The following is a 25,685-nucleotide window of genomic DNA, read 5'->3' on the forward strand; positions in this document are numbered from 1 at the left end:
CCCCTCAGGCCCCCGCCCTCATCAACAGGGCTGTCATGACCGCGCCTCCTTTGCGCCGGACTGTGCATGCAGACGATCGGGCAAGGGTTGGCGGCGCGCGTTCAAGATCAATGCCGCAACCAGACCGATCATCAGCCCCCAAAACGCCCCACCAATGCCTAAAAGCGTGATATTGGCCGCACAGGCAAGGAAAGTGATCAACGCGGCTTCGCGCGCGGCAGCCTCCGCCATGGCCCCCGCCAGACTTGTCGCAATAGCGCCAAGCAGCGCAAGTCCTGCCAAAAGGGTGATGAAGCTCGACGGCAATGCCATGAACAATCCCGCCAGTGTGACACCAAATATTCCCACCAGGACATAAAGGCTTCCCGCAGCAATCCCGGCGATCCATCGCTTGCCCGGATCTTCGTGGGCTTCACGCCCGGTGGCGATCGCCGCTGTGATAGCGGCGATATTGAAGGCATGCGAGCCAAATGGCGCCATCACAAGCGACCCAAGGCCCGTCACCGCCACAATGGGATTGGCACTGGTGGAAAAACCGTCATTGCGCAGCACCAGCATCCCCGGCATATATTGCCCGGTCAACGTTATCACAAACAGCGGCAAGGCAATGGCGAGCGTCCCATTGACGCTGAATTGCGGCCAGGTCATCACCGGCGCCGCAAATTGGAGCTGCAGGTTGGAGACATCGATGCGGCCTTCAAAAGACAGCATCACCAGTCCAGCCAGCAACACTGCAACGATGGCGTAGCGGGGCAACAGCCGCTTAACGACCAGATAAACAGGGATCAACACCGCCGCCAGCAGAGGATCTACGCTCGCGGTTCCGAAGGCGCCAATGCCGAACTGCAACAATATTCCTGCCAGTAAGCCCGACGCAATGCCGGCGGGGATCAGACGAATGACCCTGTCAAAATAGCCCGACAGACCCAGCAGCACAAAAGCTAAGGCCGAGATCATATAGGCACCCACCGCTTCCGCATAGGATGTGGTAGCAAGTGCGGTGACCAGGAAGGCTGCAGCGGGTGTCGACCAGGCTGTGATGATCGGGGCCCGGTAACGCCAGCTTAGATAAATGCCCGTGAGACCCACGCCAATCGATACCGACCAAACCCAGGATGCGGTCAGTTCTGGACCCAGATTGGCCGCCCGCGCCGCGTGAAAAACAAGAATGAATGTCCCGCCATAATTGACGATCACCGAAATAAAACCCGCGACAATGGGATGAAGGATATCTGTTAATGCAATGGATGGGGGTGACATCTTGAACGGCATGAACGACTTTCTCCAGAAATGATGCGATGACTGGCTTGACATCTAGCCGATCATTGGCCTGATATTTCCAGCCAATTTTGCCCGGAGGACCAGACCATTGTTCAAGCATTCGCAACTGGAGTCGGTGAAAGCATGGCTCAGTCATCCAACCCATGCCAGCATGCCGCTTCACGCCCGCATCCAGCGGGCAATCCGTCAGCTCATCGTTGATGGACGTCTTAAGCGGGGCAAGCCTTTGCCTGCCTCTCGCAGCCTGTCCCAATCGCTCGGCGTGTCCCGGGATACGGTGGAAGCCGCTTATGCACAGTTGCACGCCGAAGGCTTCATCGAGCGAAGGGTCGGCAGTGGCAGCTTCGTGGCGCAGACCCCGGAATTGAAATCGCGGCAACCACGGTCGCGACCCCATTCCACCTTTCCGCCATCCTCGGAACTAAGCCAGCGCGGCGATGCACTGTACAAGCTTGGCGGCGTCACTGAAATAGAAGCGCCGCGGCCGTTTGCCCCGGGCGTGCCAGACGTGCGCAGCTTTCCCCTCAGGATCTGGGAAAGACTGCATCGGCAGGTTATCAAAGAGCTTGGCGCTGGCGCCCTCTGCCATGCCGATCCGCAAGGGGTGAAGCCGCTTCGCCAGGCCATTGCGGATTATCTCAATCTTGAACGCGGTGCCCGCACCACTGCCGATCAGCTGTTGATCCTGACCTCCTCACAACAGGCCCTGACTTTGTCCGCCACCATGCTGTTCGACCCGGGAGAGCGCATCTATATAGAAAACCCGGTCTATCAGGGCGCGCGCAAGGCATTTGACGCAGCCGGGCTCATCCCGGTGCCGGTGCCCGTGGACCAGCAAGGTATGGCGCTTGCTCCCATCATCAGCGATCCCAAGCCAGGGCGAGGTGTTTTTGTCACGCCATCCCATCAGTTTCCAACCGGCACGACGCTTCCCTTAGACCGGCGCCTGCAGTTGATAGAATGGGCGCGACGCCACGACGCCTTCATTCTCGAAGATGACTATGACAGTGAATTTCATTATGACGGAAAGCCCACGGCCTGTCTGCAGGGGCTCGATACCCATGACAGGACCCTCTATATCGGCACCTTCACCAAATCGCTGTTTCCCGGCCTGCGGATTGGCTATGTCGTGCTGCCCCAGAGCCTGGTAAAGCCGATGACCGCCGCACGCACATTGCTTGACGGTCACAGCGCATCCATCGCGCAACACACGCTCGCACGATTCATCGAAGGCGGGCATTTCGGCATCCATATTCGCAGCATGCGACGTATCTACGCCCAAAGACTGCAGGCATTGAAGCAGCTTGTTCACAAGCACCTCTCGGAATTCGTCACGCCACAGGTTCCCGCAGGCGGATTGCAGATGCCCTGCCTTCTGATCGGTAATCTATGCGAAAAGACTGTTGTGGAGGCTGCCGCGCGGATCGATATCGAGTTGGTCGGCCTGTCATCACTGCACGCCGGCACAACCGACCAGAAAGGCTTTCTCATTGGTTTTGCAGCCTATACACCTTCAGAACTCGAGGCGGCAATCCAGAAACTCGCGGCTCTTTTTCAATCCTTGACAAACAATCCGCGTGAGAGCATGGCCGGCAATCCTGCAGGCGCGTTCGCGCCCCTTCGCGTCCATAGGGCTAAGGATCAGCGCCAGGATAGCGGCTGCGACAACAAAGACGCGGAATGAACAGAGCGGCAGCCACAGTTGCTCGTCCTGCCAGATGCTTTTGGCAGCCAGGCGGCGACCCGGCGATTTCATGCTATGAGGCACATAGAGATGTGCGAACAACGGATGGCGGACCATGCAATTGGCAAGACAACAACTCTTTCCGGATTTCAAGATGCAGGATGTGCAGACCCAAGCTGTTCGCTTTGCGGTGATGTCCGCCGGACAAGGCCTGCCGATCCTGCTGCTGCACGGCTATCCGCAAACCATGGCCGCCTGGCACAGGATCGCGCCCGCCCTGGCTTTGTCGCATCAGGTCATTATCGCGGATCTGCCCGGTTATGGTCGCAGCCGTATCACCGCTCATGCTCAAGGGGCCGGTTCGAAACGCCGCATGGCCGCAAGCCTGGTCGAAATGATGCGCGCGCTTGGCCATCAGCGTTTCGTGGTCTGCGGTCATGATCGCGGGGGACGCGTCGCCTATCGCATGGCGCTGGATTATCCTGATAAGGTCATTGGCCTGATCTCGGTGACCGTCGTTCCCACCCCTGAAATGTGGGAGGGCGCCAGCAAAGCCTTTGGCTTGGGCGCCTGGCACTGGTTTATGCTTGCCCAACCCGAGCCATTGCCGGAAAAACTGCTGTCGGGCGATCCGCGCTTCATCATCGATGCAACCCTCGCAAAAATGGCAGGTAGCCTCGATCAGTTGCATCCCCTTGCCCTTGCCGATTATCGGCGGGCCTTTTCAGACCCGGGGGTGCGGCATGGCATGTGCGAAGACTATCGCGCCGCGGCAGGGGTCGATGAATCCGATGATCTTCATGATCGTGCCGCAGGACGGCGGATCACCAGCCCGGTGCTCGTGTTGTGGGAACAGGGCCGAACCTATGGCGGCGATAGGCAACCGCTCGCAATCTGGAATGACTGGGCGACCGATGTTGTCGGGCAAGGACTCGGTGGCGGTCACTTGCTTCCAGAACTGGCTTCAGAAGCAGTCCTTGCGCAGGTGAAGCCGTTCCTTGCCCGGCTTGAGCACGCCGTTGCGTAAAATCACGGCGGTTGAAAATTCGCACCAGGGCCCTTATGGAAAACAAGCCAGCAAGGCTTGATGGCAGAGACGTAACAAAATTTTGTTTGCCGGGCCTCGCAGAGAAATCTAAACCATGCGCAGCCCAACAGCACAGGAGCGCCAGCATGGATTTGTCCCCAACCCGCCGACAGGCCCTGATCGGACTGAGTGCTATCGGCGCTGGCCTGGTGCTGGGCTCGCCCGTCCGCGCCGCCACCCGCAATCTTGCCGTGCTGCATCTTGCAAGCCACGCCCCCAGCTATATCGCCTTTGAGCGAGGCTATTTCAAAGATGCTGGGCTCGATATCGCACTGAAATTCTTCGAGGCCGCCCAACCAATGGCGGTTGCGATCGCATCGGGGGATGCGGATTTCGGCGTCACGGCAATGAGCGGCGGTCTGATCAGCCTGGCGGACAAAGGCGCCATCAAGGTGATTGGCGGCGCGCTTTCCGAGGAAAAAGGCATCACCGGCAATATCATCCTCGCCTCCAACAAGGCTTATGATAGCGGCCTCACCGATCCCTCCAAGCTCGCCGGGCACAGCTTTGGCATCACCACCGCCGGATCCTCCTTCCATTTCATGGCGCACAAGATTGCAAAAGCCAACAATATCGCGCTTTCCGACATTCAGCTGCGACCGCTGCAAAAGCTCGGCGCGGTGGTTGGCGCCCTGTCGACCGGCCAGATCGACGCCTGGGCAATCCAGCCCAATGTCGCCAGAAAGCTCATCCGTGACGGTGCCGCCAAACAGATCGGACTTGTCGCTGATTACGCGCCGGACTATCAGGTGACGACCGCTTTTACCTCAACCCGCAATGCCAGCGATCAACGCAGCATGACCGAGGCTTTCGTAAAAGCCTATGCCAGAGCCATCGATGACTATAATGCCGCCTTTGTCGACAACCATAGCGACGACGCAGCCCGCGATGATATCGCGCGGATCGTGCATAAATATGTGGAGAGCGACAGCCCGTTTGAGACAGCAAAACAGAACCTGATCGATGGTGCCATGCGTATCAACAAGGGACTTGCCCTCTCCCTCTCCAGCTGTGTCGAACAACTCGACTGGTTTCGCGCCGAAGGCATGGTCAAGGAAGCGGTCACAAAAGAAAAGCTTTTCGACACTTCCTTTGTCAAAACAATCTAACCAAGTGATGCCGACGCGCTGCAGGCAACGCTCAAATGGGGGCAGATCGATCACGATCAGCCAGCAACAGCCTGCCGGTTCAGCGCTCTTTGGTGTCTGGAGTTAAAATGGATCTGCTGCTTGAAAATATCAGTCATAGCTATGGCTCGGTTGAAGTCCTCAAGGACCTGTCGCTGCGGATACCAAACGGTCAGATTGTCTGCGTGATCGGTCCTTCCGGCTGCGGGAAATCGACATTGCTGCGCTTTCTGGGTGGACTTGAACGCCCGGCCGCAGGCAAGGTGCTGGCGATCGGAACGCCGCCACCAGACTCGCTCAACCCGCTCACTTATGTCTTTCAACATTTTGCCTTGCTGCCCTGGCGCAGCGTTGAAGGCAACATCCGACTGGTGCTTGAGGATCATGCAATCAGTCGCGCGCAAACCGACCAGATCATCAGCAATGTGCTGGAGCGGACTCGACTTGTCGACTTCCGCAAGGCCTTGCCCAAGCAGCTTTCAGGCGGCATGCGTCAGCGCGTGGCGATTGCCCGCGCGCTGGCGGTCCGACCGGCCGTAATGCTGATGGATGAACCCTTGTCCGCCCTCGACAGCCAAACCCGCGAATTGCTGATGGACGACCTGGTCACATTGTGGAACCGGCAACCCTTCACATCCGTCTATGTCACCCACAACCTCAATGAAGCGGTGCGGCTCGGTCATCGCGTGGTTGTGCTGTCACGGCGTCCAGGAACAATCCGCGAGATTGTCGACATCGACATTCCGCTGGGCGAGCGCCGGCTTGGCGATCCCTTGCTGGAAGACAAGCAAAAACAACTCTGGGAATTGATGCGGGCGGAGGCCAAGGCCGCAGATCAGGAGCTGATTCATGGTTGAAATCGCCCCGCTGGACCCACAAGCGCAGATCGTGCGTCCGGTGCCATTCCGCGGCGGCGGTTTTGCGCCCAGACCGGTTCGCCATATCGCGCTGGCCCTGTTCCTTGCCCTGATCCTGCTGGCGGAAGTCGGAACGCGTCTTGGTTTTATTTCCAATCTGACGCTGCCCCGCCCCTCTGCCGTCCTCCAAACATTCGTCCAGCTCTGGCAGACGGGTCTGTTATGGCAACATTTGCTGCCATCGCTGCGCCGCCTTGTCGTGGGCGCCAGCCTTGGCATTGCAGTCGGCGTCAGCCTTGGCGTGATGATCGGTCTGTTCAGCCATGTGCGCGCCGGGCTGGTGCCGCTCGTGGCCGCCTTGTTTCCGATCCCGAAAATCGCGCTGCTGCCCCTGTTTGTCATCTGGTTCGGCATTGACGAGATGTCAAAATATATGCTCATCGCCTTCGGGACATTCACCCCGACTGTCGTGGCAACCTATGGCGCGGTCGACAATGTCGATCGATCCCTCATCCGTATGGGCCAGAGCTTCGGCCTGGGCTGGTGGTCCATCGTCCGCAAGATCGTGCTGCCCGGCGCCTTTCCCGCCATCCTGTCAGGTTTGCGGGTGTCGATCTCCATCGCCATCATCTTGCTGGTCGCCGCTGAAATGCTGGGCGCACAGTTCGGTATCGGCTCCTACATTCTGGAAGCCGGATCGCTCTACGATCTCGAAAAACTGTTTGCGGGCGTTACCATCCTCTCGGTGCTGGGTTTGATCGTCAACGCCGTCATCGCACAGATCGAAAGACATTTCCTGAACTGGCGCGGTTGATCTCCATATCCCGCCCGCCTCAAGAAGGCCTTTGACGGCGCGCCGACCGATGCAGCCAAGAACCGTCACACCCCACAGGTCTCCCCGCAAGGCGCCTGTCGGGCGTGATCCCTCATGCGACGTTAAGCACCGTTTCTGCTGCATAGGCCTGATAGCCCAGGGCTTCCGCCACCGGTCCGTTGGTAATCCGCCCCCGATGGACATTCAGTCCATTGCGCAAATGCTTGTCCTCCGCCAGCGCGCGCAATCCCCGGTCAGCGAGCGCAAGCCCGTGATGCAGCGTGGCATTGTTAAGCGCATGGGCTGCGGTAACCGGCACGGCACCGGGCATATTCGCCACACAATAATGCAGGATCCCCTCCACCAGATAGGTCGGGTCAGAATGTGTGGTGGGCCTGGAGGTTTCAAAGCAACCGCCCTGATCAATCGCCACATCGACGATGACCGCGCCGGCTTTCATGCCCGACAACATATCATGGCTGACAAGCTTGGGAGCGGCGGCGCCCGGTATCAGTACAGCGCCAATCACCAGGTCGGCCGCAAAGACCTCATCTTCAATCGCTTGCAGACTGGCGTAGCGCGTATGCACTCGTCCCTGGAGCAAATCATCGAGCTGGCGCAGACGCGGCAGAGAACGGTCGAGAATGGTGACATCGGACCCCAGGCCCACCGCCATCCGGGCCGCGTGCAGCCCAACCACCCCGCCGCCGATGATCGTGGTTTTCGCTGGCAAAACACCCGGCACGCCACCCAGCAGGATGCCGCGTCCACCATTGGCTTTCTGTAATGCAGTCGCGCCCGCCTGAATGGACAGACGTCCGGCCACTTCCGACATCGGTGCCAGCAGGGGCAAACCACCGCGATCATCGGTCACCGTCTCATAGGCAATCGCTGTCACGCCCGATGAAAGCAACCCCTTGGTCTGCTCGGGATCAGGAGCCAGGTGAAGATAGGTGTAAAGGATCTGGCCCTCGCGCAACTGTCTCCATTCTTCGGCCTGCGGCTCTTTCACCTTCACGATCATGTCGCATTTTGAGAAGATTTCCTGCGCTGAAGCAACGATCCTCGCCCCGGCTGCACTGTAACTCGCGTCATCGGCACCGATGCCGGCTCCGGCCATGGTTTCCACCAGGACATCATGGCCATGGGCCACATAGTCCCGCACTGCATCAGGCGTCAGCCCAACTCGATATTCATGGTTCTTGATTTCCTTCGGGCAACCGACACGCATAAACGTTCCTCTCTGTTCGCCCACTTCTGTGGGTCCTTATCCAGTCTAAAATCAAAACATCTCCAGCGCGCAATGTCCTTGCAAAGACGATTTGCAACCATCGGTATTCTGGTGGATTATTGCGTAACCAACCCTTTGTTTCGAAGGTTCTTCGAATGAGCACTCTCGATCCGATCGATCTTGCAATCCTCAGGACCTTGCAGGCAAATGCCCGCATCACCAATGCGGAGCTTGCGGAAAAAGTCGGTCTGTCGCCCTCTGCCTGTTCACGCCGGCTCGACAGTCTGGAAAAAAACCAGATCATTGCCGGCTATCACGCCCGGCTGTCGCCGAAAGCTCTCGACTATCGGATGATTGCGATTGTCCATATTTCCTTGTCAGGCCAGTTTACCAAAATTCTCGCCGATTTCGAAGCCGCCGTCAGACGTTGCCCAAATGTGCTGGTCTGCTATCTGATGTCGGGTGAGTATGATTACATCCTCCGTATCGCCGCACGGGATCTTGAAGACTACGAACGCATTCACCGCGACTGGCTGTCCGCCCTGCCGCATGTGGTCAAGATCAATTCAAGCTTCGCTTTGCGGGAAATCGTCGACCGGCCATATGTCGGGCCAAATCAGATTTAACACCGTCAAATAGCTGAGAAGAGCCCGTCGCAGGGACGGACTCTCCCGATCGAGCCTATTTTTTGTCGTTTGACTGACTGGTCTTGCCCGTCTGGCCACTGCCAGACTTCTTGTCTTCATTCTTGTGGCTCTGTTCGCCAGCCTTGACATGCTGCTCGTGGCTTCCGCCTTGCTTGCCGGAGGCCGTTTTCTTGCTGTCCTGCTGATTGTTGGCCATGGTCATTCCTCCACATGTACCGGAATGGTACGCCCCCCTAACCGAGGTGATCAGGAAAAGTTGCATCCGCAATGCCTGCGTGTCATGCAGCGTACCAAAACCTTAGTGCGCCTCTGCGTAGCCGCTGCCGTCCGTGTTCAGCCTTGTCCGCAGGCTGCTGATCAGGGCCTTTCGCCAAGCATCTCCAAAGCCTCCCGATAGCGTGTGCTGCGCTCCGCATCCTGCTGGTGAAGGCGCAAATTATCCCTTAAATCAGCGATCTTGACCGGTCGGGCAATCGGATTGGAGCAGGCACGCTTCACAAAGACCAGATGGTCTTCGTCATCACGCCGCGTGATGGCATTGAGCGCTAAAACAATATCATCATCAAAGCCAAAGGAATAAACATCATTCAGTGATGTCGCCGTATGCTCGATCATATCATGCATGACAGCAAGAATTTGTGCCTCCCTCGTGGTCTGCGCCATCATCACCCGCAAGGCGTGAAGGATATAGGGATCTCCATTGTGATCTTGCTGATCCATATGGGCGGCTGCGGCAACCGCGATCGCTGTTTCCAGATTACTCAATTGTCACTCCTGCCCAACGGATTGTTGGGGCTGCACTGTTTGGTCCGCCGATACCACATTCCTCGGCAAAGACAAATTTGGCGGCGCGCGCGACGCGCGTCGACTGTTTCAAAGATCCCGTGACTCCTGCCCAAAACAGCGTATACTCATCGCATCGTCACCAACACGAATATGTAGGCGGTGGCGGCTGAGGGTTTCTTGTGCTCTTGCCTGCTAGCAAGGAGGAGCACGAATGGTACTCCCCGATGATGCACGCGGCTACTCCAACATTGATCATCATGACATTGATCACTTCGACCATGATCAGGATTTGCGTAGGATGATCGGCAAACGCGCTGAACACTACTCCCCGGTCATGCGGATCCGGCAACGCATTGTTGAAGCGACAATCGCCAGGCTGATCGATTATCCCGAACAACTATCCCAAGGCGATCCTGACAGGGTTGTGTTTGGTGTCCTGCATAAAGTGGCGCTCGGTATTCTTTGCGATCAGCGACGGGCATCAAAGACCGCGAATGGATATGTCGAGGCGGCGGAATAGCGCGTCCTCCCCGTTGGTTGGATCCTTTTTCGGAGCGCCTTTTGCTGTGTTTAAATCGCAAGCCAGGCTTTTAGCACCCTCGCAGGGCTGGTCCCTGCGTTCAACCCGCGGCACACAGGTTGGTGATGATCAGGTGGTAATGGCTGCGCCGGGCGATTGCCCGACTTCGGTTCGCCCCCCATCCTTGGCTCTGCCCGTAGGCGCGTTGCAATGGATCAAAGGTTGTTCGGAATAAACCAAAGTCAGGCATGACCCTCCTTGCTAGGGATGGTAGAAGACTCGCCTGAACCCAGGGGGAAAAAATGGGGCACGGTGCTGATCTACACAAATCGGAAATTTTGAATGCGTTGCTTGCGGAAGCGAAAGATGCAGCAACAGACCCGGGTTCGTCCGGTCGCGCAAGCTGGCTCGACAGAATGCCCTGGAGTTATTTTTCCGCGCTGGCTGGTTGCTGTATCTTGGCAACCCTCTACGCCATCACCTTTCTTGTGTAACACCCGCCGACTTTGTGTCTTGATCGCTCGCCACATCAGGTCGGTCTGATGAAGCATATCGCCTGCCCCCCAAACAATAGCAAACTCCGACCCCATTGGCCGACCGCGGCAGGCCCGACCATAGCAATGGGCTGTTGTGCCGCCTTGCTCGTCGAAAGACCAGTGCTCCAGGCAATCATGCTCATCCCACCACCGAAACCATCGGATCAATCCTCTGTGACCGCAACTATTCATGCATCATTATCAATGATAATGCAGCCTGTAGTGCAGCAAAGGAACGACAGGTCGATGGGCATTTTCGCGGGTGACAAAACAACTGTACTGGTCGTCGAGGACGAAGCACTGTTGCGTCTTGTCGCCGTCGGCGAGCTGGAGGATGCGGGCATCGTCACGTTGGAAGCAGAAAATGGCAGCCAGGCGTTGGACATCCTCAGTTGCAATCGCGGCATTGATATCGTCTTTACCGATATTGATATGCCAGGCGGCATCAATGGCATCGAACTGGCTAATATCGTCCGGGAAGCCTATCCGCATATACGGGTGATTGTGGTGTCTGGTCTCAGCAATATTAAAAATACCGCACTGCATGAAACCATTCCCTTTTATTCCAAACCCTATGACATGGCGCGCATTATCCAGCAGATGCAGGCGCTTGATCGGGATGCCCAGCCTGAAGCTCCGCTCAAATCCGGCATCTGAACCTCATCGCCCTCCGAGCGCTGCTGGGTCGCTTGAACCGACTCTTTCCCTGATCCGAAGATCCCGCTATAGCAACACAATGCGATCTAAGGCGGGGGGACAATGGCGCACACAATCATTTCACAAGGCATACCCAACCGGCTGTTCATCGCCGCAGCCATAGCGATTGTCTTTGTGCTGGCGCCTTTCCTACAAGGCAGGGCACAAGATCTTCCTGCCTATCAAACGCTCGACAGCCGAAGGCTCTGTACACCCACGCTGATCAGCCAGACGCCTGGCCAAGCGGGCAGCCGGACCGGTCGCATTCTTCTGGATGCTGGCAGTCAGGTCAGGCTGATTGACATCACATTTGGCCCCGATCTTCAGCCATATTTCGTGGTGGATTACCCTACAGGCAAGGGTCTGCAGCGTGCGACCGGCTTTGTCCCTGTCGAAACCGCATCCAATTTCTGCGGTTTTTCACAGCGCGCCGACAAGGGTCAGCGCTTTGTTGCACCGCCCAACACCTGCCATCTCATCGCCGCCATAGCCCCATCGCTTGCCTCTTTGAACAACCAGGCTCGGGCGCTTGAGGCATTCCGCCCATCGATGGCCGCTTATCTGCAGGCCGACGGTCACTATGCGTTGTCGCTCGGCCTGCTGAATATCAGAGCAAGCAGCAACATTCTCGCGCGCGCAACGCGCCTGCCACAAAACAGCCATTGCGCGACCGGTCGGGAATTCATCGCTTCGCTGGTGAAGACCGGTAGCGAATTTTCGCAAGCCGAAACAGCGGGTTACGCGTCCGACCCAGAGCGGCTTGCCGCCGCAGCCGCTCTGTTGCAGGCATATGCCGCAGCGCAAGACGCTAATAGCCTCAAGAAAGCCTGCGATCTGGGACTGTCCGCAGCATGCAGCCTGTATGCGCAGGCGATCTATGATGCCCCGGATCCCGCTGGCGACCTGCCTGCGACCGTGACCCATTACGCTTTGCTCGGCTGCATGGGCGGCGATGTTCTGGGTTGCAAGCTGGCGATCAACCGTTCCGAGAATACGCTTGAAAATGCCCAGTTTCGAGCGATCGAAGGCGGCACCGGCGACGCCGCCGATCTTGTCACACCGGAACTCGCCAAACCTGGCTGTGATGCCGGTGACGCTGTGAGTTGCGTTTTGCTGGCGCGTGGAACCGCAAGCGGCACCACTCCAACAGCAGTCGAGGCAAGCTCCAATTTTGCCGCCTCCTATACCGCCTGCCGGGCAGGCATCGCCTTTGTCTGTCGCGATCTTCTCGACAGTTTCGACCCTGTGATCAGGGCGCGTGGCCAGGCAGCATCCGCGACGCCGGACGAAAATTATGCGCTGGCTGCCTTTCTCGAGGAAAGCTGCGTACCAGGCCCCGCACAAGACAATCGGGTCCACTGCAAACCTGCCTACTACAAATATCGTGATTTTCTGCAGGCCATAGAGCCCAATCCTCGCGACACGCCCCGTCTTATAAAGGCCAAGGCCCTGCTTGAGCGCGGCTGCGCTCAGGGCGACCCCTCGGCCTGTATTGCCCAAACCCGGCTTGCCGCGCATTGGGCCTTGGATGCCCGCAATGAAAGCGCGGCGCGCGCACTCGCCCTATGCAAGGAGCAGGCCGACAAAGACAGTGCCTGCACCAGTGTGGGGTCTGCTCTCGACCCGACACTTGCTGCGGCAGCACCGGCGCAAATTGACAGCTATCAGGCTCTTTCCAACAGCTGTCGCACCGATGCATCCGCCAGCGGACCACAGGCCTGCGCGGCAGCGGTCTCCGCTGCTCTCGCTTCCAAAGACATTGAGCGGTCGCAACTCGAAGCCATGCTCAACAGCGCCTGCAGCGATGAAACAATCAACGGATGTCAGGCTTTGGCCTCGCTGCTGTTCGACAAGACACAGCCGCAATCCCCGCCCCCGATCATCGCCAATAGAAATGTTAGGGCGTTGGTTGCCCTTGAAAAGGGCTGTCGTTTCGACAATGCACCGGCAAGCACCTGTCTGCCGCTCGCGCAGCTGCATGGCGGTGCCGGTGACATCGTCGCAGCGATGGATGTATTTGAGAGAGGCTGCGCCGCCCATATCGCGCAGAGCCGCAGTCGGCCAGAAGCCGTCAGCCTCTGCTACGAGGCGGCAAAATTCGCGTTGCAACATAAGACGAATTATCCGGCAGCGCTGCAATGGGCGGACTTTGCCTGCAAGGCCGCTGATCCCGGACTTTCGCCTTATGCCTGCAAACTGATCGGCAATATTTACGCTCTCGGCCTCGGCACCGCTGTCAACACTCAGCAAGCAGCGATGGCCTACCAGACCGGCTGCTTTCATCCCTTCGTCACCACCACCGATGGCGAGGCCTGCATAAAATATGGCAATCTGCTGCTTGAAGCGCAGCCACCGATCGTGCTGGCCGGTGACGCCTATGATCGTGATCCGGCAAGCCTCATCACCGAAGCCGCGCGCGCCTACGACATGGGCTGCATGGATGATTTGGAGCAGGCCTGTGAACTTAACCGGACATTGCTCGGGGACTGGAGCCGGGGCCGCTATCCGCATGACCGCGCCACCTGCAGTGTGCGGGATGATGCCGGAACCATCCGGTCTGAAAAGACCTGCCGCAGGTTTTTCTTCTATCAGGCGGCAGCCGAACGAAAAATAAGCCGACGTCAGCTGCGTCTCGACGTCCATGTGTGGCCCGATGGTGATAAGACCGTGATCTATCAGGACAATGGCCGTTGGCTTCTCAACGAAGTGATCACCGATGGTCCGCGGCAGAAAGCCGGCAGAACGTGCTGGCGCAACCCGATTTCAAAACGCAGCTTTTGCGCAGAACCGCTGTGACGGGCGCCTGGACCATGCCCCCCCGCGCCCCTTAAGTCCGGTTGGTCATGTCAGGCGGATGTCAGCAGACACCGGTGAAGGCAACGACGGTGATTGACGAACAAATCAAGAACATCTAATCTCCGCCCATGGCTTCCATGACCCTGCAACGAAAACTTGAAATCCTGTCGGATGCGGCAAAATATGATGCGTCCTGTGCTTCCAGTGGGGGCGAAAAGCGCAATGCCCTGAAAGGGGGACTGGGGTCCTCCGGTGGCTCGGGGATCTGTCATGCCTACGCGCCCGATGGGCGCTGCATTTCTCTTCTCAAAATCCTGATGACCAATTTTTGCATGTTCGATTGTGCCTATTGCGTCAACCGGGTTTCGAGCAATGTCGAGCGTGCGCGCTTTTCCGTCGACGAGATTGTCACCCTGACCCTCGAATTCTATCGCAGGAACTATATTGAGGGCCTGTTTCTGTCGTCGGGCATTATCCGATCACCCGACCAGACAATGGCCGACATGACCCTCGTTGCCCGCAAATTGCGGAGCCTGCACGGTTTCAAGGGCTATATACATCTCAAGACAATTCCGGATGCCGCCCCTGAGCTTATTCGGGAGGCCGGGCTTTATGCAGACCGACTGTCGATCAATGTCGAATTGCCTCAGGACCAAAGCTTGCGGCAACTGGCCCCTGAAAAGCGCCCGGAAACCATTCGCGCCACCATGGCTCAGGTCCGGCTTGAAGGCGAGGCCGCGTCTGAAAAGACCATCCGCGGGCGCAAGCCGCCAAAATTCGCCCCTGCTGGTCAAAGTACCCAGATGATCATCGGCGCCGACAGCTCCAATGATACCGTGATCCTCAACACCGCTGTCCGACTCTATACCGGCTACAAGCTGCGCAGGGTCTATTACTCCGCCTTCAGTCCGATCCCCGACGCAACCAAGGCATTGCCGCTGATCCGTCCGCCGCTCGAACGCGAACATCGTCTCTATCAGGCCGACTGGCTGATGCGCTTTTATGGCTATGAGGCCGCAGAAATAACCGCAGGCACCCGGGACGGATTTCTCGATCTGGATATCGATCCCAAACTTGCCTGGGCGCTGCAAAATCGCGGCCATTTTCCGGTTGATATCAATAAGGGATCACGGGAAATGCTGCTGCGGGTTCCCGGCTTCGGCGTGCGAACCGTCGATCGCCTCATCAGCGCCCGTCGCCTGCAGCCTTTGCGGATCGGCGATCTTGTGCGCATTGGTGCCCTGACACGCAAGGCCAAACCCTTCATCACCGTCACCGACTGGACCCCGGGATTGATGCTCGACAGTGCGGATTTGCGGCAGCGTTTCATGCCCGCGCCCAAACAGTTGCGTTTGCTTTGACAGAAAGGTTGAAACCGGCGAAATGTCCTTTTGTGCCACAATTGACGAGATTGGAACGGTCAACAGCTGGCGCCAGGCGGCGCGCCGCGCCATGTCGCATCGTATCCCGCCGGAGAGCATGAACTGGAATCCCGCTGACGGCCTGTTTGACGGCGACGGTTTGCCGGAAAAGGACGGTCCGCACGCAACCCTTGCCTCCAAAACCTTCCTTGAAACCATGCGCAACGTGATATGGCACGCCGACACCGAGCGATTTCATCTGCTGTATCAGGCGTTGTGGCGTCTGGCGCATCGCGACGGCGATCCGCTGTCTGCGGTGGATCCGCTCGGTTATCGTCTGATCCGGATGAGCAAGAATGTGCGGCGGGATCTGCACAAGATGCATGCGTTCCTGCGCTTTCGCGAAATCAGCGCGACAACACAACGCCGGCACTTCATCGCCTGGTTCGAACCCGAGCACAATATCGTCGAGCCGGCATCAAAATTCTTCGTGGCTCGCTTCTCCGATATGGACTGGACAATCCTGACCCCAAAACGCAGCGCTGTGTTTGAAAATGGTGCGCTGGAATTTCAACCAGGGGCCGCGAAACCCAATCTGGCGCCCGATGACAGCGAGGCGCTTTGGAACGCCTATTTCACCAATATATTCAATCCCGCTCGAACCAATATACGCGCCATGCTGTCGGAAATGCCGAAAAAATATTGGCGCAACATGCCCGAAACAAGATTGATCCCGGCCATGCTGAAGGACGCGGAGGCGCGCACCACCAAAATGCGCGAAGCCCAGGCCACCGCTCCGCGAAAAGGTTCTGAGCTGATCGCACAGCGCTACCGCGACCAGTTTCCAGCCATCGCAGCCACAGCAAAAACGCTCGACGATCTGAGCGGCGCGATCCGCAATTGTCAGCGCTGCAGCCTTTGCGAACAGGCCAGTCAGGCCGTTTGTGGCTCTGGCGCCCAGAATGCCGCGATGATGATTGTTGGCGAGCAGCCCGGAGATCAGGAGGATTTAAGCGGTCAGCCCTTCGTTGGACCTGCCGGCCAGATCCTGCGCCGGCTGATGCGGCAAGCCGATATCGCAGACAACACCGTGTTCCTGACCAATGCAGTCAAACATTTCAAGTTCACACCGCGCGGGAAAAGACGCCTGCACCAAACGCCAAACCGCGATGAGATCGACCATTGCCGATGGTGGCTCAATCAGGAAATAACGCTGGTAAAACCCAGGCTTATTCTGGCACTCGGTGCATCAGCAGCTTTTGCTGTGAGCCACATCTCTGTCCCGATCTCCCGCCGCCGCGGAACTGTCGAACAGTTGCAGGATGGAACCCGACTGCTTTTTTCCTGGCATCCCTCCTATATTTTGCGGTTGCCTGATCCGGCGCGGCAGCAGCGCGCAGAAGGCGAATTGCTTGAAGACTTGGGCCAGGCCAAAGAACTCACCGCCACATTGGGGCGCGCTGCCTGACCGACCGCAATGAATTAATGATCACCGGGTCGGCAGTCGCATGGCCTCTGCAATCAGATCTGCGTCCGCATCACTGATTTCAAACAGCCCAAAACGAAACTGGTAGCCCCAGTTTGACTTTGAACGAGTGAAGGAAAGCTGGTCAAGCATAGGTCTGATCGGTGCCTGGCGTGCGGGCAACCACTCCACATCGCGCCGCCATGGATAAAAGCCGCGCGCCATCTCGACCTGATAGGGCTGATGATCACGAAGATATCCGATCGTCGTGAATGCCTGCAGGCTGTCATTGCTGCCGAGACTGAGTTTGGGTGAATACGTGAAGATGCGATCACCACAATGCAGCCGGCGTAACGGTGCCGCCTTGCCGTGGCAGACCTGTACGAAGCCGAGCCTCTGGCCGACCATCGCATGCTCGGCAGAAACAGTGGCAATCCAATGCCGAGGCGCGATATTCATTCGTAATCTCCCAGCGCATAAACGCGCAAACGGTGGCCATCCGGGTCAAGCGCGACAAAACTGCGCCCGAAATCAAGCACCATCGGTGCCAGGGCAATCGTTACCCCTTTTGAACGCCACTCGACATGCAGCCTGTCGACCTCATCAGCACACGCAACCTGGAACCCCAGCTCGCCGCCGCCGGCCCGGGTGACGGGGACCGGCTCTACACGGGCTTGCGACCACAGGCCCAAACGCATACCGGATGGTAATAGAAACAGCGCAAAGCTTGGGCTGATCTGGTCGGCCGCACGACCAAACAAACGAGTGTAAAACCGCGCACTTGTCCAAATATCGGCGACATAGAACAGGACAATGGGCGATCTCAACGAAGTCGCCAGTTCAAACGGCGATGACGCCACTGCAGCGCCACATGGTCTGGTTCTTGACCGCAATCCGCCAAAGCACCCCGATCCACCTTGTCAATCACCATGGCCTGTCATCAACATGGGTTTTCGTTGTAATGATCATCCCTCTTCCTTCAGCCGTTGATCACTCCCTGTGCCCTCGGCTATCCTTGCCATATCCGCGACCCAAAGCGAGCGATTTAAGCCCCCCAATCAGACAGCGCAACTCCAACTCTGATCTCCCATTTACATGGCTATCTTTTAGATTAGCCGCATATTTCGGGGTATCGCTGGGAACACAAAGCCCGCCACTGGGTTATACTTTCTCAGAAAACAAGGAGGATTTGAGATGGATCACAGCAAACATGTAAGACTGACAGCGCCGGAATTGAATGCGGACACGCTCGGTGGCGCGACCGTCTATGGTATCGATGACCACAAGATCGGAACCGTCGACCACCTCCATGGCATAGGCCCCGACGCGCAGATCATCATTGATGTCGGCGGCTTTTTGGGCATTGGCGCCAAGCCGGTCTCGGTTCCACTCAGTGGCTTTGATTTCATGCGCGATGATGATGGCGATGTTCATGCTGTTACTTCCTGGACCAAGGAGCAGCTCAAAGAACTGCCTGAACACCGCGACTAGCCAGCACTTCTGCGAATTCCTGGCGTCATCGGCGCGAGCGGCAGCTCTCCGCTTTAGCATTCTGTGGCGCCGGGCGTGTTTTGATCGCTAAAAAAGGCGGTGGCAATGCGTCCACTAGTCGGGAACGTCCCCAGCCATTTGGTGGCACTGACAGCACGTGGCGCACAGTCGTCGGACGGCATTGCGCCTAAATGAATCAAGAGGAAAGTCATGACTGAGATCACCGATGCCAATATCGTCATCCTCGCGACAGATGGATACGAACGCTCCGAACTTCGTGTCCCTCTTGAGAAATTGCGCGAACGGGGAGCCAAGGTGAAGATCGCCTCTCCCAAAAGCGGAACAATTAAGAGTTGGGACGATGGCGACTGGGGCGACAGTGTCAATGTCGACCTCACCCTTCAGGAAATTGCGCTCGATGACACCCATGCGCTGGTACTGCCGGGCGGGCAGATCAACCCCGACACGTTGCGCGCTGATGAGGATGCGATGGGCGTGGTGCGCGCCTTCCTGCAATCGGGCAAGATCGTCGCCGCGATCTGCCATGCACCCTGGTTGCTCATTGAAGCCAACGCCGTCAAGGGCCGCAAGGTCACCTCCTATGGTTCGATCAAAACCGACTTGAAAAACGCCGGTGGGCACTGGATCGACGAAGCGGTGGTTGCCGATCAGGGCATCATCACCTCGCGATCGCCGGATGATCTTGACGCCTTCGTCGACAAGATCGTCGAGGAAATCGGTGAAGGCCGCCATCCGCGCTAAACAGAATCGCCACGATCAGGGCCGCCAGTTGCGCTGGCGGTCATTATCCTAAGCAAAATCCGGAGGACCGCATGCAAAGCAAACTTTTGTCCAATGACAGCGAGCGCGTCTTCATATTGGTCGTCGAACCGGGCGAGGAAGCTTTTGACGCAATCCGACATTTTGCCATCCAACATGACATCAACGCCGCCTCGGTTTCAGCCATCGGAGCGTTTCAGGAAACCGTGCTGGCTTTTTTTGATCTCGAAAGTCGACGCTACCAGCAGATCCCGGTCACCGAGCAAAGCGAGGTCTTAAGCTTGATCGGTGATATCACCTTGAATGAAAAGGGTGAGCCGCATCCCCATCTTCACGCGGTGCTGGGCTTGTCCGACGGACAGACACGGGGCGGGCATTTCATCAAAGGCTATGTCAGGCCAACGTTGGAAGTCATTATTCGCGAAACACCCGCATCACTCAAACGCAGCTATAATCCCGATTTTGGCATCGCTCTGATTGATATTGATCGATCAGACAGGCTTGAGCAATAGCAGGCGTCGCTGGCTGAGCCGGTGGTTAAATGCCCGTCAAGGAAATAAGCCGTGTCGGTGTCGCCGGGTTGGTGGCGTGCCAGCCTGGGGCCCGTGCGGTGAAACTGCGACAGGGCCCCTGCGCCCCTGCGACTAACCATGCCGTGACCACCGACAGCAAGCAGCCACGAAACCGCTGTTTTTGATCTGATCCAATTGGAGGGCTGCTTTTCGCTCTCGTATAAAAAGCCCAAATTTGTCGCGGAAGCCGTTGCTGACTTACGCGCCCATGCTGTAAAATCGCCAAAAATTAAAAGCATTCCATCCGGCTCTCTGCGCATCCCTGTTGCTGCATCTCCGCCAGCCATTTCATTGCTGCGAAAGGAAAGAGGGAGGCGCAGGCCACCCAACGACGCCTGAGCAAGCAGCCCCGATTTCAGGCGGGCATCCGCTCCACTTTACCCCTCAATGGCCGGCCTGCGGCCGTCTCCGATTTTTCTTCGCCCCTGACAGCAGCGATCGATCCCGTCAAGCGGTCCGTGAAGTCCTGCGGTTTTCCGCACCACTTGCTCAGCGGGCAAACTCCGCTGAGCAACCGTGAAAATCCTCACCCTTCCGCGCCACACCACTTGACCGGCTCAATCCCGGCCGCCGGGCGGGCTTTGCCCTCCCGCTCTGTCCCGGGGAATGTCAGGAGCCATCCCCGGCCAGACCGCAAGGCCTCGCCCAGGGGCCAGGGAAAATCTCAAGGAGAAAGATCATGAGCATTTACAGCAACAGCGCCCGCTTCGACCACACCCATGTCCTGACGGAAGCAGAAATGCAGGCGCGGGCACCATCGATTTTTGCAGTCACCGCGCATGCGAGCCGCTCGCAACAGTTCCGTCCAATTCCCACCATTGAAATATTACGCGGTCTCAAAAAGGAAGGCTTCGTGCCGGTCGGGGCAAGACAATCCGCAAGCCGCAGCTTAGACAAGGCCCATTTCACCAAGCATCTCATTCGGTTGCGCCATGTCGATGATGGCAACACCTACCATGTTGGGGACAATCTGTGCGAAATCCTCCTCAAAAATGCCAATGACGGCACAAGTCCCTATGAGCTGATGGCCGGGCTCTATCGCATTCGATGCATGAATTCGCTTGTTACCCAGACAGGCACCATCGACGCCATCCGTGTACGACATTCCGGTGACGCCGCGCAAAAAGTCATTGAGGGCACCTACCGGGTGCTCGAAGAGGCAGAACGGACCCTGCTGGCACCCCGGCAATGGTCGCAGATCCTTCTCAATCCCGAAGAGAAAGACGCCCTGGCCCACGGCGCCCACCTCTTGCGCTTTGCTCCCAATGCAGGCGAAACGGAAACACCGATCAAACCGCAACAGTTGCTGCAGCCCCGACGCAGCAGCGATCAGGCTGACGATCTGTGGACCGTCTGGAATATTGTTCAGGAGAACGCCTTGAAAGGCGGCCTTCGCGGCCTGACGCTGGACAAATCCGGATGCCAGCGCCGCGTGAAATCCCGCGCCATTCAAAACATCGACCAGGATATCAGACTCAATAAAGCCCTTTGGGTGCTGGGCGAAAAAATGGCTGAGCTCAAAGCCCATGCCTGACACACGCAGAAGATCGCCGTTGCCGACCAGGCAACGGCAGACTTCACCCTTCAGATCGATTTGCCAAGGTCACGCGCATCTGTCAGAAAACAGGCCTTCCGGTCCGGTTCGCGCTCCAGATGCTGGAAACGTTCCTGCGCAACGTCATCCCCGCCGATATCACAAATAAGGTTTAGGCTGGATACGAGCGATGCACGAAGATCAGCGGCACGCTCTCTGCTGGCGTCCCCCGCGCTTCGACCGCTCAGAGAAATTCAGACTTTTGCAGAGGCGCTGATAGAAAGAATTTCCAGTTCAAGAGGCCCCATCTCAACAACATCGCCAACCGCCTTACCCATCAATGCGATCGCAACCGGTGAACCATGCGACAGCGTGGCGTGAGAAGGATCAGCTTCATCTTCACCAACGATTTTGAAGGTCTGCTTGCGACCATCCGAGCGCTGAAAGCTGACCACATGGCCAAAGCCAACAACATCGGAGGATGCAGACGGCTCAACCAGCTCAGCCGTGCGGATGCGCTCACTGTAATAGCGCACATCACGCAGCCAAACCGCTGACTGGCGCCGCCTCTCATTGATATCCTCGAGAAGGGTCGCAGCTTCAAGCCCGCGCTGCGCTGATCCGAGCGCTTCATGCAGCATCTTAAGCCCGACCTCCGTTACCAGATTAATCCGGCCAGAAATCGGTCGCGGCGGCAGAATTGTTTCCGCAGCAGCTTCCGCACTTTCTTCTTTGACAAAAGCAACGCTCAAACTGTCAGGCTCCCTATCGATTTATCCCCCAAGAGATTAACCCATGGACGATTAAAAAGCTGCAGGAATTGCCAGTCGGATTGCAGACCGCTGTTCGTTCCTGTCATCGGCGCCCGCCATTGTATCGAAATGGCACCGACATGGCGCTACAGCCTGAAACGGCGCTTTTGGAACAAATTAAGCGACAAGACCGTTTTCCTTGCAAGTCCAGCGTTTCACAACAGCCGGACCCCGAGAGGCAGCAGACAACCAAAAACTGTCTGCCACGATTGAGCAGGAGGGATTTTAATGCTTCCACATGTCGATCATACCACCTTAATAGCGCCTGAAGAACTCACGCGGGCGCAGCATAACGCTTTGCGCGCTATCGCCTTCTTCCGCCGTCAGAAAAAGATCGGCAGCGACTGGCTGGTTGGTGACAAGCGACTGTCCCATCGCGTTATCGGACGCCTCGAACAACTCGACCTCGTTGAGGAAAGCCTCATTCGAGGCGAGCCGATGTTGCAGCTCACCATCGTTGGTGAAGCGATGAAAGCCAAACTGCTGCAGTAGCCACGCCCTTGATAAACCAGCCCCGCTCTGGAAAAGGCTGCCGCTCACGCTTATCTGAAGCCATGCGCAACCATCCTGATGAGAGTGGAAACCATGGCAATGGCCCAACCCGCATGCCAAGACGAAGCTTTAGAGATTGAAATTCTGCTCCCCAATCCGCGCTTGGACGCAACGGCTCTTCTCTGCGATTGTTGCCGGCAGAAAAAGCCTGCTTATTGCTTTGAGGAGGACAGTTGCGGTCTATGCATGGATTGCCTCGAAAGTGACAATTTGCTGGAAAATGGCCTGTAACCCGGAAACCCCCGCGTGGCGGGGACCTGTCTCCTGCGCCAGGATGGCATTTCTATCGATATGGCGAGGACATGCCTTGCAATATGCCAACAGCCCTGACCTTTCCAAGAAGACTGGCCCGTTTGGGACCCCGATCCTATCCCGCCAATCAAGGGCCATCGCCCCACCAACCCAATAAAATTTTCCTGCAAGATATTGGGCTAACCCGGGCCCTCAGCGCGATGATAGTCTGAAAGCTGTTTCAGGTTTGCAGGGAAGACATCGATGATCGTCCCCAAATATCTCAGACCGGTGTTTGATCGCGACGCCTATGGGCCCTTGTCGAGGATGGAAAAGGCCATCCGTTTTGTGATCTTTGTTCCGATCGTCTTTGCCCTGCAGGTACCGGCCATTGTGTTGCTTCTGGCATTTGGAGTTTCTTTGGGCATTGGGCCCATGCGTGTTTTATTAGATGATACCGGAATGATGACGCTTCCAAAAATCTCAATGTTTATTGTGGCACCGCTAATGTTTCTCGTTGGGATGTGGATCCGAAAATATTTTCTCCCCTTCGACTGATAGGATAGCGGGCATCGGCATCGTCAAAGAATGCGGCTATTGTCGGAGATATTTCTCGATTTCAGCGTGTCGAGCCGCTTCTGGTTCGCGCCAATAATTCCTGTGACCGCAGTCATTACACCAAAATTTGCACTTCTGAATTGGGCGACTGCGCCCAAGCCGGTTCTCAACGACGACTGGCTGTCCAGCTGATCGCCGATTTCTTCAAACCAGCGAAACACCCGTCCAGGAAAACCGGCAATCAGCGAGAATGACAGTTCGATGATCGCAATATAGACAAAGACCATGAAAATCCCCACCACAAGAATGCCGGCATACCAGGCAAAGCCCACCCAGCTGTCAGCGACCAGGGATTGCGAGGAGGTCAGCGCATAATACATGCCTGCATTCAGCAGATTTCCGGCAATCCGAAAGATGATCATGCCCGCAACCAATCCAAAAACCATCAGCACCGGTGTCAGCAGCAGCGACAACAATAAAATATAGCCGCGGCGCGCATGCGCGCTGATAAAACCCTGCCCCCCCATCGACAGATGCGCAATGGCCCATAAGGGCGCAGCAAAAATCGCCTCTAGGATCACGATGATGAATGACAAGAGCGCCAGTACCCAGATAATGGAGGGCATCAGCGGCAGCACAAAGGACATGGTGCTGCCGAGCGCCATCAACGCCAACAATGCGGGACCGATAATGGTGCCCAGCGTGGTGGCGGCACCCCCAATGAAGGGAGTGGCACCAAACCCCACGATCGCCACCGTCGTCACGGTTGCAAGCGTGGTCAGCTGGATACCAAACAAAACAACCGCATTCATTGGGTCAATGATGGAAGAACTGGGCGCAAAAAACGCCACGCTTTCCAACAGACCGCCGGCCGGCGGCAAGATATTTGCGAGATCGCCACCATTATCGGCGAAGGCCAGACGCTCATTGGTGAACGCCCGGATACCGCTGCGTGCAACCGATTCATTCCACCAGTCGACAGTTCCATTATAGGTCGCCGCAACCTGATTGAGGAATTTGCTCGCGTCGGCCTCCGGCGTTCCCAACCAGTAGGCGTAATTGGCCGCATATTGCGACGCGATCGCAGCCATCACCGGACCACGCGGGTTTGACGCACCGCCAATCGCCCCGCCCGGCGTCGTCGTCGGCATCATCGAGCCCACCGAATTGGCGTCCGAAGACAGGCGGGAAACCAGCTGATAGTAAAATCCAGCTTGCGACCAGCCACCATTTTTTACATTGATCGACAGTTTCTGGTCCGCACTGCTCATCGGCGTCAGGACCGTGATATCCTCAGTCTGTTCGAATGCGTTCTTGGCAAGCCGATCAAGCTGTCCCGCACCGATCAATCGGCGCAGCAACTGGCTTTGCGCATCGCGCCAGCGCTTCATATCCCCGGCAAGATTGCGATAAGGCGGTAGAGGCTTGCGCGTTGAAACCGCTAGCGCCAACTCCGCAGCGATCGGTGCGAATTGATCCGCCATCATCTCCACATTCCTTTGCATGCCGCTCAAAAATGTGTCGAACGACGCACTGCTCTCCGGGCGCAGGTTGTCTTTGTCAGCACCACCGGCTGCGACCATCCGGCGAAACCCCAACGTTTCGGTGGGAAGGCTTATTTTTCCGCAGGCCCCCGATCGCGAGAGCAACCCGTAATCGAGAACCCGAATACCCGATTGCAAGCTCCATTGGCGCCCAACACCCTCCATCCCCGCCCCGCCCTTTGCCACCTCAAGATTATAAACCGCCCGGCAGAGTTCCATGCGAAACAGCGCCTGTAGGAATTGGCCATCCGGCCCGTCCGTGTCTGCCGCCACCACGGGAATCTTCTGCTCAATAATCAGATCAGCGGTCTGGTTCCAAAAATAGGTCGCCGTAGCCGTACCAACCTTCACGACATAGGCGGCGACATATTGCGCACCATTGTAGCCACCCGGCATCACCGGTGCGAGTGCGGCTGCCGCAAGCAGGATACGGATGGGAACCCACGCCGTCGAATAGCGGCTGCCAAACACTTCGCCTTCAGTGGCCGTGTCCACAGTGGCGGTCACGATATTATAAAGGAAAATCGCCAGTCCGATTGTGAAAAACAACAGGTTGAAATCGAGAATGAGCCGGGAAATTAACGTCTCCTGGTTGGGGCCGTCAAACAATGGGCCAAAGATCATATTCAAATAGGAATTGGTGCGCGGATCCCCTGTGCCGCCAAGAATGTTGTTGATATCGAGTTCTGCGGCAGCACTGGCACCCGCAAAACCCATGGCGCA

General features: G+C 57.2%; 26 protein-coding genes. 18 read left to right on the forward strand and 8 right to left on the reverse strand.

From position 1 onward, the window contains the following. Window positions 1–33: 33 nt before the first annotated feature. Entirely contained in the window at window positions 34–1,272 is a 1,239-nt protein-coding gene (locus QBD00_RS16710; protein WP_318580068.1) for a benzoate/H(+) symporter BenE family transporter, read from the reverse strand. Window positions 1,273–1,369: 97 nt separating this feature from the next. On the opposite strand from QBD00_RS16710, the gene QBD00_RS16715 reads away from it, so the two are divergent. The 5 genes from QBD00_RS16715 (at window position 1,370) to QBD00_RS16735 (ending at window position 6,850) form a co-directional block, all read left to right on the forward strand. After that, window positions 1,370–2,965, forward strand: coding sequence for a PLP-dependent aminotransferase family protein (locus tag QBD00_RS16715; protein ID WP_318580069.1), 1,596 nt, complete (start codon window positions 1,370–1,372; stop codon window positions 2,963–2,965). Window positions 2,966–3,080: 115 nt separating this feature from the next. Continuing rightward, window positions 3,081–3,992 carry an alpha/beta hydrolase gene (locus QBD00_RS16720; RefSeq protein WP_151093379.1) on the forward strand — a complete coding sequence of 304 codons (912 nt, stop codon included), beginning with the start codon at window positions 3,081–3,083 and terminating at the stop codon, window positions 3,990–3,992. Window positions 3,993–4,138: 146 nt separating this feature from the next. Then, window positions 4,139–5,161, forward strand: a complete 1,023-nt coding sequence (locus QBD00_RS16725; RefSeq protein ID WP_191793505.1) for an ABC transporter substrate-binding protein — start codon at window positions 4,139–4,141, stop codon at window positions 5,159–5,161. 107 nt (window positions 5,162–5,268) lie between these two features. Further along, on the forward strand, window positions 5,269–6,036 hold the full coding sequence (locus tag QBD00_RS16730) for an ABC transporter ATP-binding protein (RefSeq protein WP_151093383.1): 768 nt from the start codon (window positions 5,269–5,271) through the stop codon (window positions 6,034–6,036). After that, a complete protein-coding gene (locus QBD00_RS16735) occupies window positions 6,029–6,850 on the forward strand; it encodes an ABC transporter permease (RefSeq protein ID WP_191793503.1) in 822 nt (273 codons plus the stop codon). The genes QBD00_RS16730 and QBD00_RS16735 overlap by 8 nt, the downstream gene beginning before the upstream one ends. A gap of 112 nt (window positions 6,851–6,962) precedes the next feature. Here QBD00_RS16735 and ald read toward each other — a convergent pair whose 3' ends face one another. Then, on the reverse strand, window positions 6,963–8,081 hold the full coding sequence (gene ald / locus QBD00_RS16740) for an alanine dehydrogenase (protein ID WP_151093387.1): 1,119 nt from the start codon (window positions 8,079–8,081) through the stop codon (window positions 6,963–6,965). Window positions 8,082–8,236: 155 nt separating this feature from the next. On the opposite strand from ald, the gene QBD00_RS16745 reads away from it, so the two are divergent. Continuing rightward, entirely contained in the window at window positions 8,237–8,707 is a 471-nt protein-coding gene (locus QBD00_RS16745; protein WP_318580070.1) for an Lrp/AsnC family transcriptional regulator, read from the forward strand. Window positions 8,708–8,762: 55 nt separating this feature from the next. Here QBD00_RS16745 and QBD00_RS16750 read toward each other — a convergent pair whose 3' ends face one another. Further along, window positions 8,763–8,924: a hypothetical protein gene (locus QBD00_RS16750; RefSeq protein ID WP_191793502.1), complete on the reverse strand. Its 162-nt coding sequence runs from the start codon at window positions 8,922–8,924 to the stop codon at window positions 8,763–8,765. A gap of 161 nt (window positions 8,925–9,085) precedes the next feature. Next, complete coding sequence (locus QBD00_RS16755; protein WP_151093391.1) at window positions 9,086–9,493, reverse strand: GTP pyrophosphokinase; 408 nt, start codon at window positions 9,491–9,493, stop codon at window positions 9,086–9,088. A 232-nt stretch (window positions 9,494–9,725) separates the two neighbouring features. On the opposite strand from QBD00_RS16755, the gene QBD00_RS16760 reads away from it, so the two are divergent. From QBD00_RS16760 to QBD00_RS16785, 6 genes are all read left to right on the forward strand, one after another. Beyond that, window positions 9,726–10,034, forward strand: coding sequence for a hypothetical protein (locus QBD00_RS16760; RefSeq protein WP_318580071.1), 309 nt, complete (start codon window positions 9,726–9,728; stop codon window positions 10,032–10,034). Between the two features lie 302 nt (window positions 10,035–10,336). Continuing rightward, window positions 10,337–10,528, forward strand: coding sequence for a hypothetical protein (locus tag QBD00_RS16765; protein ID WP_151093395.1), 192 nt, complete (start codon window positions 10,337–10,339; stop codon window positions 10,526–10,528). A gap of 48 nt (window positions 10,529–10,576) precedes the next feature. Further along, window positions 10,577–11,227: a response regulator gene (locus QBD00_RS16770; protein WP_235901826.1), complete on the forward strand. Its 651-nt coding sequence runs from the start codon at window positions 10,577–10,579 to the stop codon at window positions 11,225–11,227. A 102-nt stretch (window positions 11,228–11,329) separates the two neighbouring features. Beyond that, entirely contained in the window at window positions 11,330–14,062 is a 2,733-nt protein-coding gene (locus tag QBD00_RS16775) for a hypothetical protein (protein ID WP_318580072.1), read from the forward strand. A 137-nt stretch (window positions 14,063–14,199) separates the two neighbouring features. Next, complete coding sequence (locus tag QBD00_RS16780) at window positions 14,200–15,423, forward strand: putative DNA modification/repair radical SAM protein (RefSeq protein ID WP_318580100.1); 1,224 nt, start codon at window positions 14,200–14,202, stop codon at window positions 15,421–15,423. A gap of 22 nt (window positions 15,424–15,445) precedes the next feature. Continuing rightward, on the forward strand, window positions 15,446–16,891 hold the full coding sequence (locus QBD00_RS16785; RefSeq protein WP_318580073.1) for a UdgX family uracil-DNA binding protein: 1,446 nt from the start codon (window positions 15,446–15,448) through the stop codon (window positions 16,889–16,891). A gap of 21 nt (window positions 16,892–16,912) precedes the next feature. On the opposite strand, the gene QBD00_RS16790 is transcribed toward QBD00_RS16785, so the two are convergent. After that, window positions 16,913–17,347 (reverse strand): EVE domain-containing protein, encoded by a 435-nt coding sequence (locus QBD00_RS16790; protein ID WP_318580074.1) that lies wholly within the window; start codon window positions 17,345–17,347, stop codon window positions 16,913–16,915. Then, complete coding sequence (locus tag QBD00_RS16795; protein ID WP_151093406.1) at window positions 17,344–17,715, reverse strand: VOC family protein; 372 nt, start codon at window positions 17,713–17,715, stop codon at window positions 17,344–17,346. Before QBD00_RS16795 ends, QBD00_RS16790 begins: the two co-directional genes overlap by 4 nt. A gap of 367 nt (window positions 17,716–18,082) precedes the next feature. Here QBD00_RS16795 and QBD00_RS16800 point away from each other — a divergent pair, with 367 nt between their 5' ends. The 4 genes from QBD00_RS16800 (at window position 18,083) to QBD00_RS16815 (ending at window position 21,265) form a co-directional block, all read left to right on the forward strand. Continuing rightward, entirely contained in the window at window positions 18,083–18,379 is a 297-nt protein-coding gene (locus QBD00_RS16800; protein WP_151093408.1) for a PRC-barrel domain-containing protein, read from the forward strand. Window positions 18,380–18,589: 210 nt separating this feature from the next. After that, window positions 18,590–19,141, forward strand: a complete 552-nt coding sequence (locus QBD00_RS16805; protein ID WP_151093410.1) for a type 1 glutamine amidotransferase domain-containing protein — start codon at window positions 18,590–18,592, stop codon at window positions 19,139–19,141. Between the two features lie 71 nt (window positions 19,142–19,212). After that, complete coding sequence (locus QBD00_RS16810) at window positions 19,213–19,671, forward strand: PPC domain-containing DNA-binding protein (RefSeq protein ID WP_191793496.1); 459 nt, start codon at window positions 19,213–19,215, stop codon at window positions 19,669–19,671. 739 nt (window positions 19,672–20,410) lie between these two features. Further along, window positions 20,411–21,265 (forward strand): DUF932 domain-containing protein, encoded by an 855-nt coding sequence (locus QBD00_RS16815; protein WP_151093414.1) that lies wholly within the window; start codon window positions 20,411–20,413, stop codon window positions 21,263–21,265. 254 nt (window positions 21,266–21,519) lie between these two features. Here the strand turns inward: QBD00_RS16815 and greA are convergent, their stop codons facing one another. Next, window positions 21,520–22,017: a transcription elongation factor GreA gene (gene greA, locus QBD00_RS16820; protein WP_151093416.1), complete on the reverse strand. Its 498-nt coding sequence runs from the start codon at window positions 22,015–22,017 to the stop codon at window positions 21,520–21,522. 288 nt (window positions 22,018–22,305) lie between these two features. Here greA and QBD00_RS16825 point away from each other — a divergent pair, with 288 nt between their 5' ends. Then, window positions 22,306–22,569, forward strand: a complete 264-nt coding sequence (locus tag QBD00_RS16825; RefSeq protein ID WP_151093418.1) for a hypothetical protein — start codon at window positions 22,306–22,308, stop codon at window positions 22,567–22,569. A gap of 555 nt (window positions 22,570–23,124) precedes the next feature. After that, window positions 23,125–23,418, forward strand: coding sequence for a hypothetical protein (locus QBD00_RS16830; RefSeq protein ID WP_318580075.1), 294 nt, complete (start codon window positions 23,125–23,127; stop codon window positions 23,416–23,418). Window positions 23,419–23,441: 23 nt separating this feature from the next. Here the strand turns inward: QBD00_RS16830 and QBD00_RS16835 are convergent, their stop codons facing one another. Next, a complete protein-coding gene (locus QBD00_RS16835; RefSeq protein WP_318580076.1) occupies window positions 23,442–25,679 on the reverse strand; it encodes a DotA/TraY family protein in 2,238 nt (745 codons plus the stop codon). Window positions 25,680–25,685 lie beyond the last annotated feature (6 nt).

Origin of the sequence: Ochrobactrum sp. AN78 (genome assembly GCF_029909885.1) — a bacterium.
GTDB classification, from domain to species: domain Bacteria; phylum Pseudomonadota; class Alphaproteobacteria; order Rhizobiales; family Rhizobiaceae; genus Brucella; species Brucella quorumnocens.

What these genes read in the sequence shown, in the direction of transcription:
- QBD00_RS16710 (WP_318580068.1), bottom strand. Translation starts at nt 1,272, where the DNA reads ATGCCGTTCAAGATGTCACCCCCATCCATTGCATTAACAGATATCCTT.
- QBD00_RS16720 (WP_151093379.1), top strand. Translation starts at nt 3,081, where the DNA reads ATGCAATTGGCAAGACAACAACTCTTTCCGGATTTCAAGATGCAGGAT.
- QBD00_RS16725 (WP_191793505.1), top strand. Translation starts at nt 4,139, where the DNA reads ATGGATTTGTCCCCAACCCGCCGACAGGCCCTGATCGGACTGAGTGCT.
- QBD00_RS16730 (WP_151093383.1), top strand. Translation starts at nt 5,269, where the DNA reads ATGGATCTGCTGCTTGAAAATATCAGTCATAGCTATGGCTCGGTTGAA.
- QBD00_RS16735 (WP_191793503.1), top strand. Translation starts at nt 6,029, where the DNA reads ATGGTTGAAATCGCCCCGCTGGACCCACAAGCGCAGATCGTGCGTCCG.
- ald (WP_151093387.1), bottom strand. Translation starts at nt 8,081, where the DNA reads ATGCGTGTCGGTTGCCCGAAGGAAATCAAGAACCATGAATATCGAGTT.
- QBD00_RS16745 (WP_318580070.1), top strand. Translation starts at nt 8,237, where the DNA reads ATGAGCACTCTCGATCCGATCGATCTTGCAATCCTCAGGACCTTGCAG.
- QBD00_RS16750 (WP_191793502.1), bottom strand. Translation starts at nt 8,924, where the DNA reads ATGGCCAACAATCAGCAGGACAGCAAGAAAACGGCCTCCGGCAAGCAA.
- QBD00_RS16760 (WP_318580071.1), top strand. Translation starts at nt 9,726, where the DNA reads ATGGTACTCCCCGATGATGCACGCGGCTACTCCAACATTGATCATCAT.
- QBD00_RS16765 (WP_151093395.1), top strand. Translation starts at nt 10,337, where the DNA reads ATGGGGCACGGTGCTGATCTACACAAATCGGAAATTTTGAATGCGTTG.
- QBD00_RS16770 (WP_235901826.1), top strand. Translation starts at nt 10,577, where the DNA reads ATGAAGCATATCGCCTGCCCCCCAAACAATAGCAAACTCCGACCCCAT.
- QBD00_RS16775 (WP_318580072.1), top strand. Translation starts at nt 11,330, where the DNA reads ATGGCGCACACAATCATTTCACAAGGCATACCCAACCGGCTGTTCATC.
- QBD00_RS16780 (WP_318580100.1), top strand. Translation starts at nt 14,200, where the DNA reads ATGACCCTGCAACGAAAACTTGAAATCCTGTCGGATGCGGCAAAATAT.
- QBD00_RS16785 (WP_318580073.1), top strand. Translation starts at nt 15,446, where the DNA reads ATGTCCTTTTGTGCCACAATTGACGAGATTGGAACGGTCAACAGCTGG.
- QBD00_RS16790 (WP_318580074.1), bottom strand. Translation starts at nt 17,347, where the DNA reads ATGAATATCGCGCCTCGGCATTGGATTGCCACTGTTTCTGCCGAGCAT.
- QBD00_RS16800 (WP_151093408.1), top strand. Translation starts at nt 18,083, where the DNA reads ATGGATCACAGCAAACATGTAAGACTGACAGCGCCGGAATTGAATGCG.
- QBD00_RS16805 (WP_151093410.1), top strand. Translation starts at nt 18,590, where the DNA reads ATGACTGAGATCACCGATGCCAATATCGTCATCCTCGCGACAGATGGA.
- QBD00_RS16810 (WP_191793496.1), top strand. Translation starts at nt 19,213, where the DNA reads ATGCAAAGCAAACTTTTGTCCAATGACAGCGAGCGCGTCTTCATATTG.
- QBD00_RS16815 (WP_151093414.1), top strand. Translation starts at nt 20,411, where the DNA reads ATGAGCATTTACAGCAACAGCGCCCGCTTCGACCACACCCATGTCCTG.
- QBD00_RS16825 (WP_151093418.1), top strand. Translation starts at nt 22,306, where the DNA reads ATGCTTCCACATGTCGATCATACCACCTTAATAGCGCCTGAAGAACTC.
- QBD00_RS16830 (WP_318580075.1), top strand. Translation starts at nt 23,125, where the DNA reads ATGATCGTCCCCAAATATCTCAGACCGGTGTTTGATCGCGACGCCTAT.
- QBD00_RS16835 (WP_318580076.1), bottom strand. Translation starts at nt 25,679, where the DNA reads ATGGGTTTTGCGGGTGCCAGTGCTGCCGCAGAACTCGATATCAACAAC.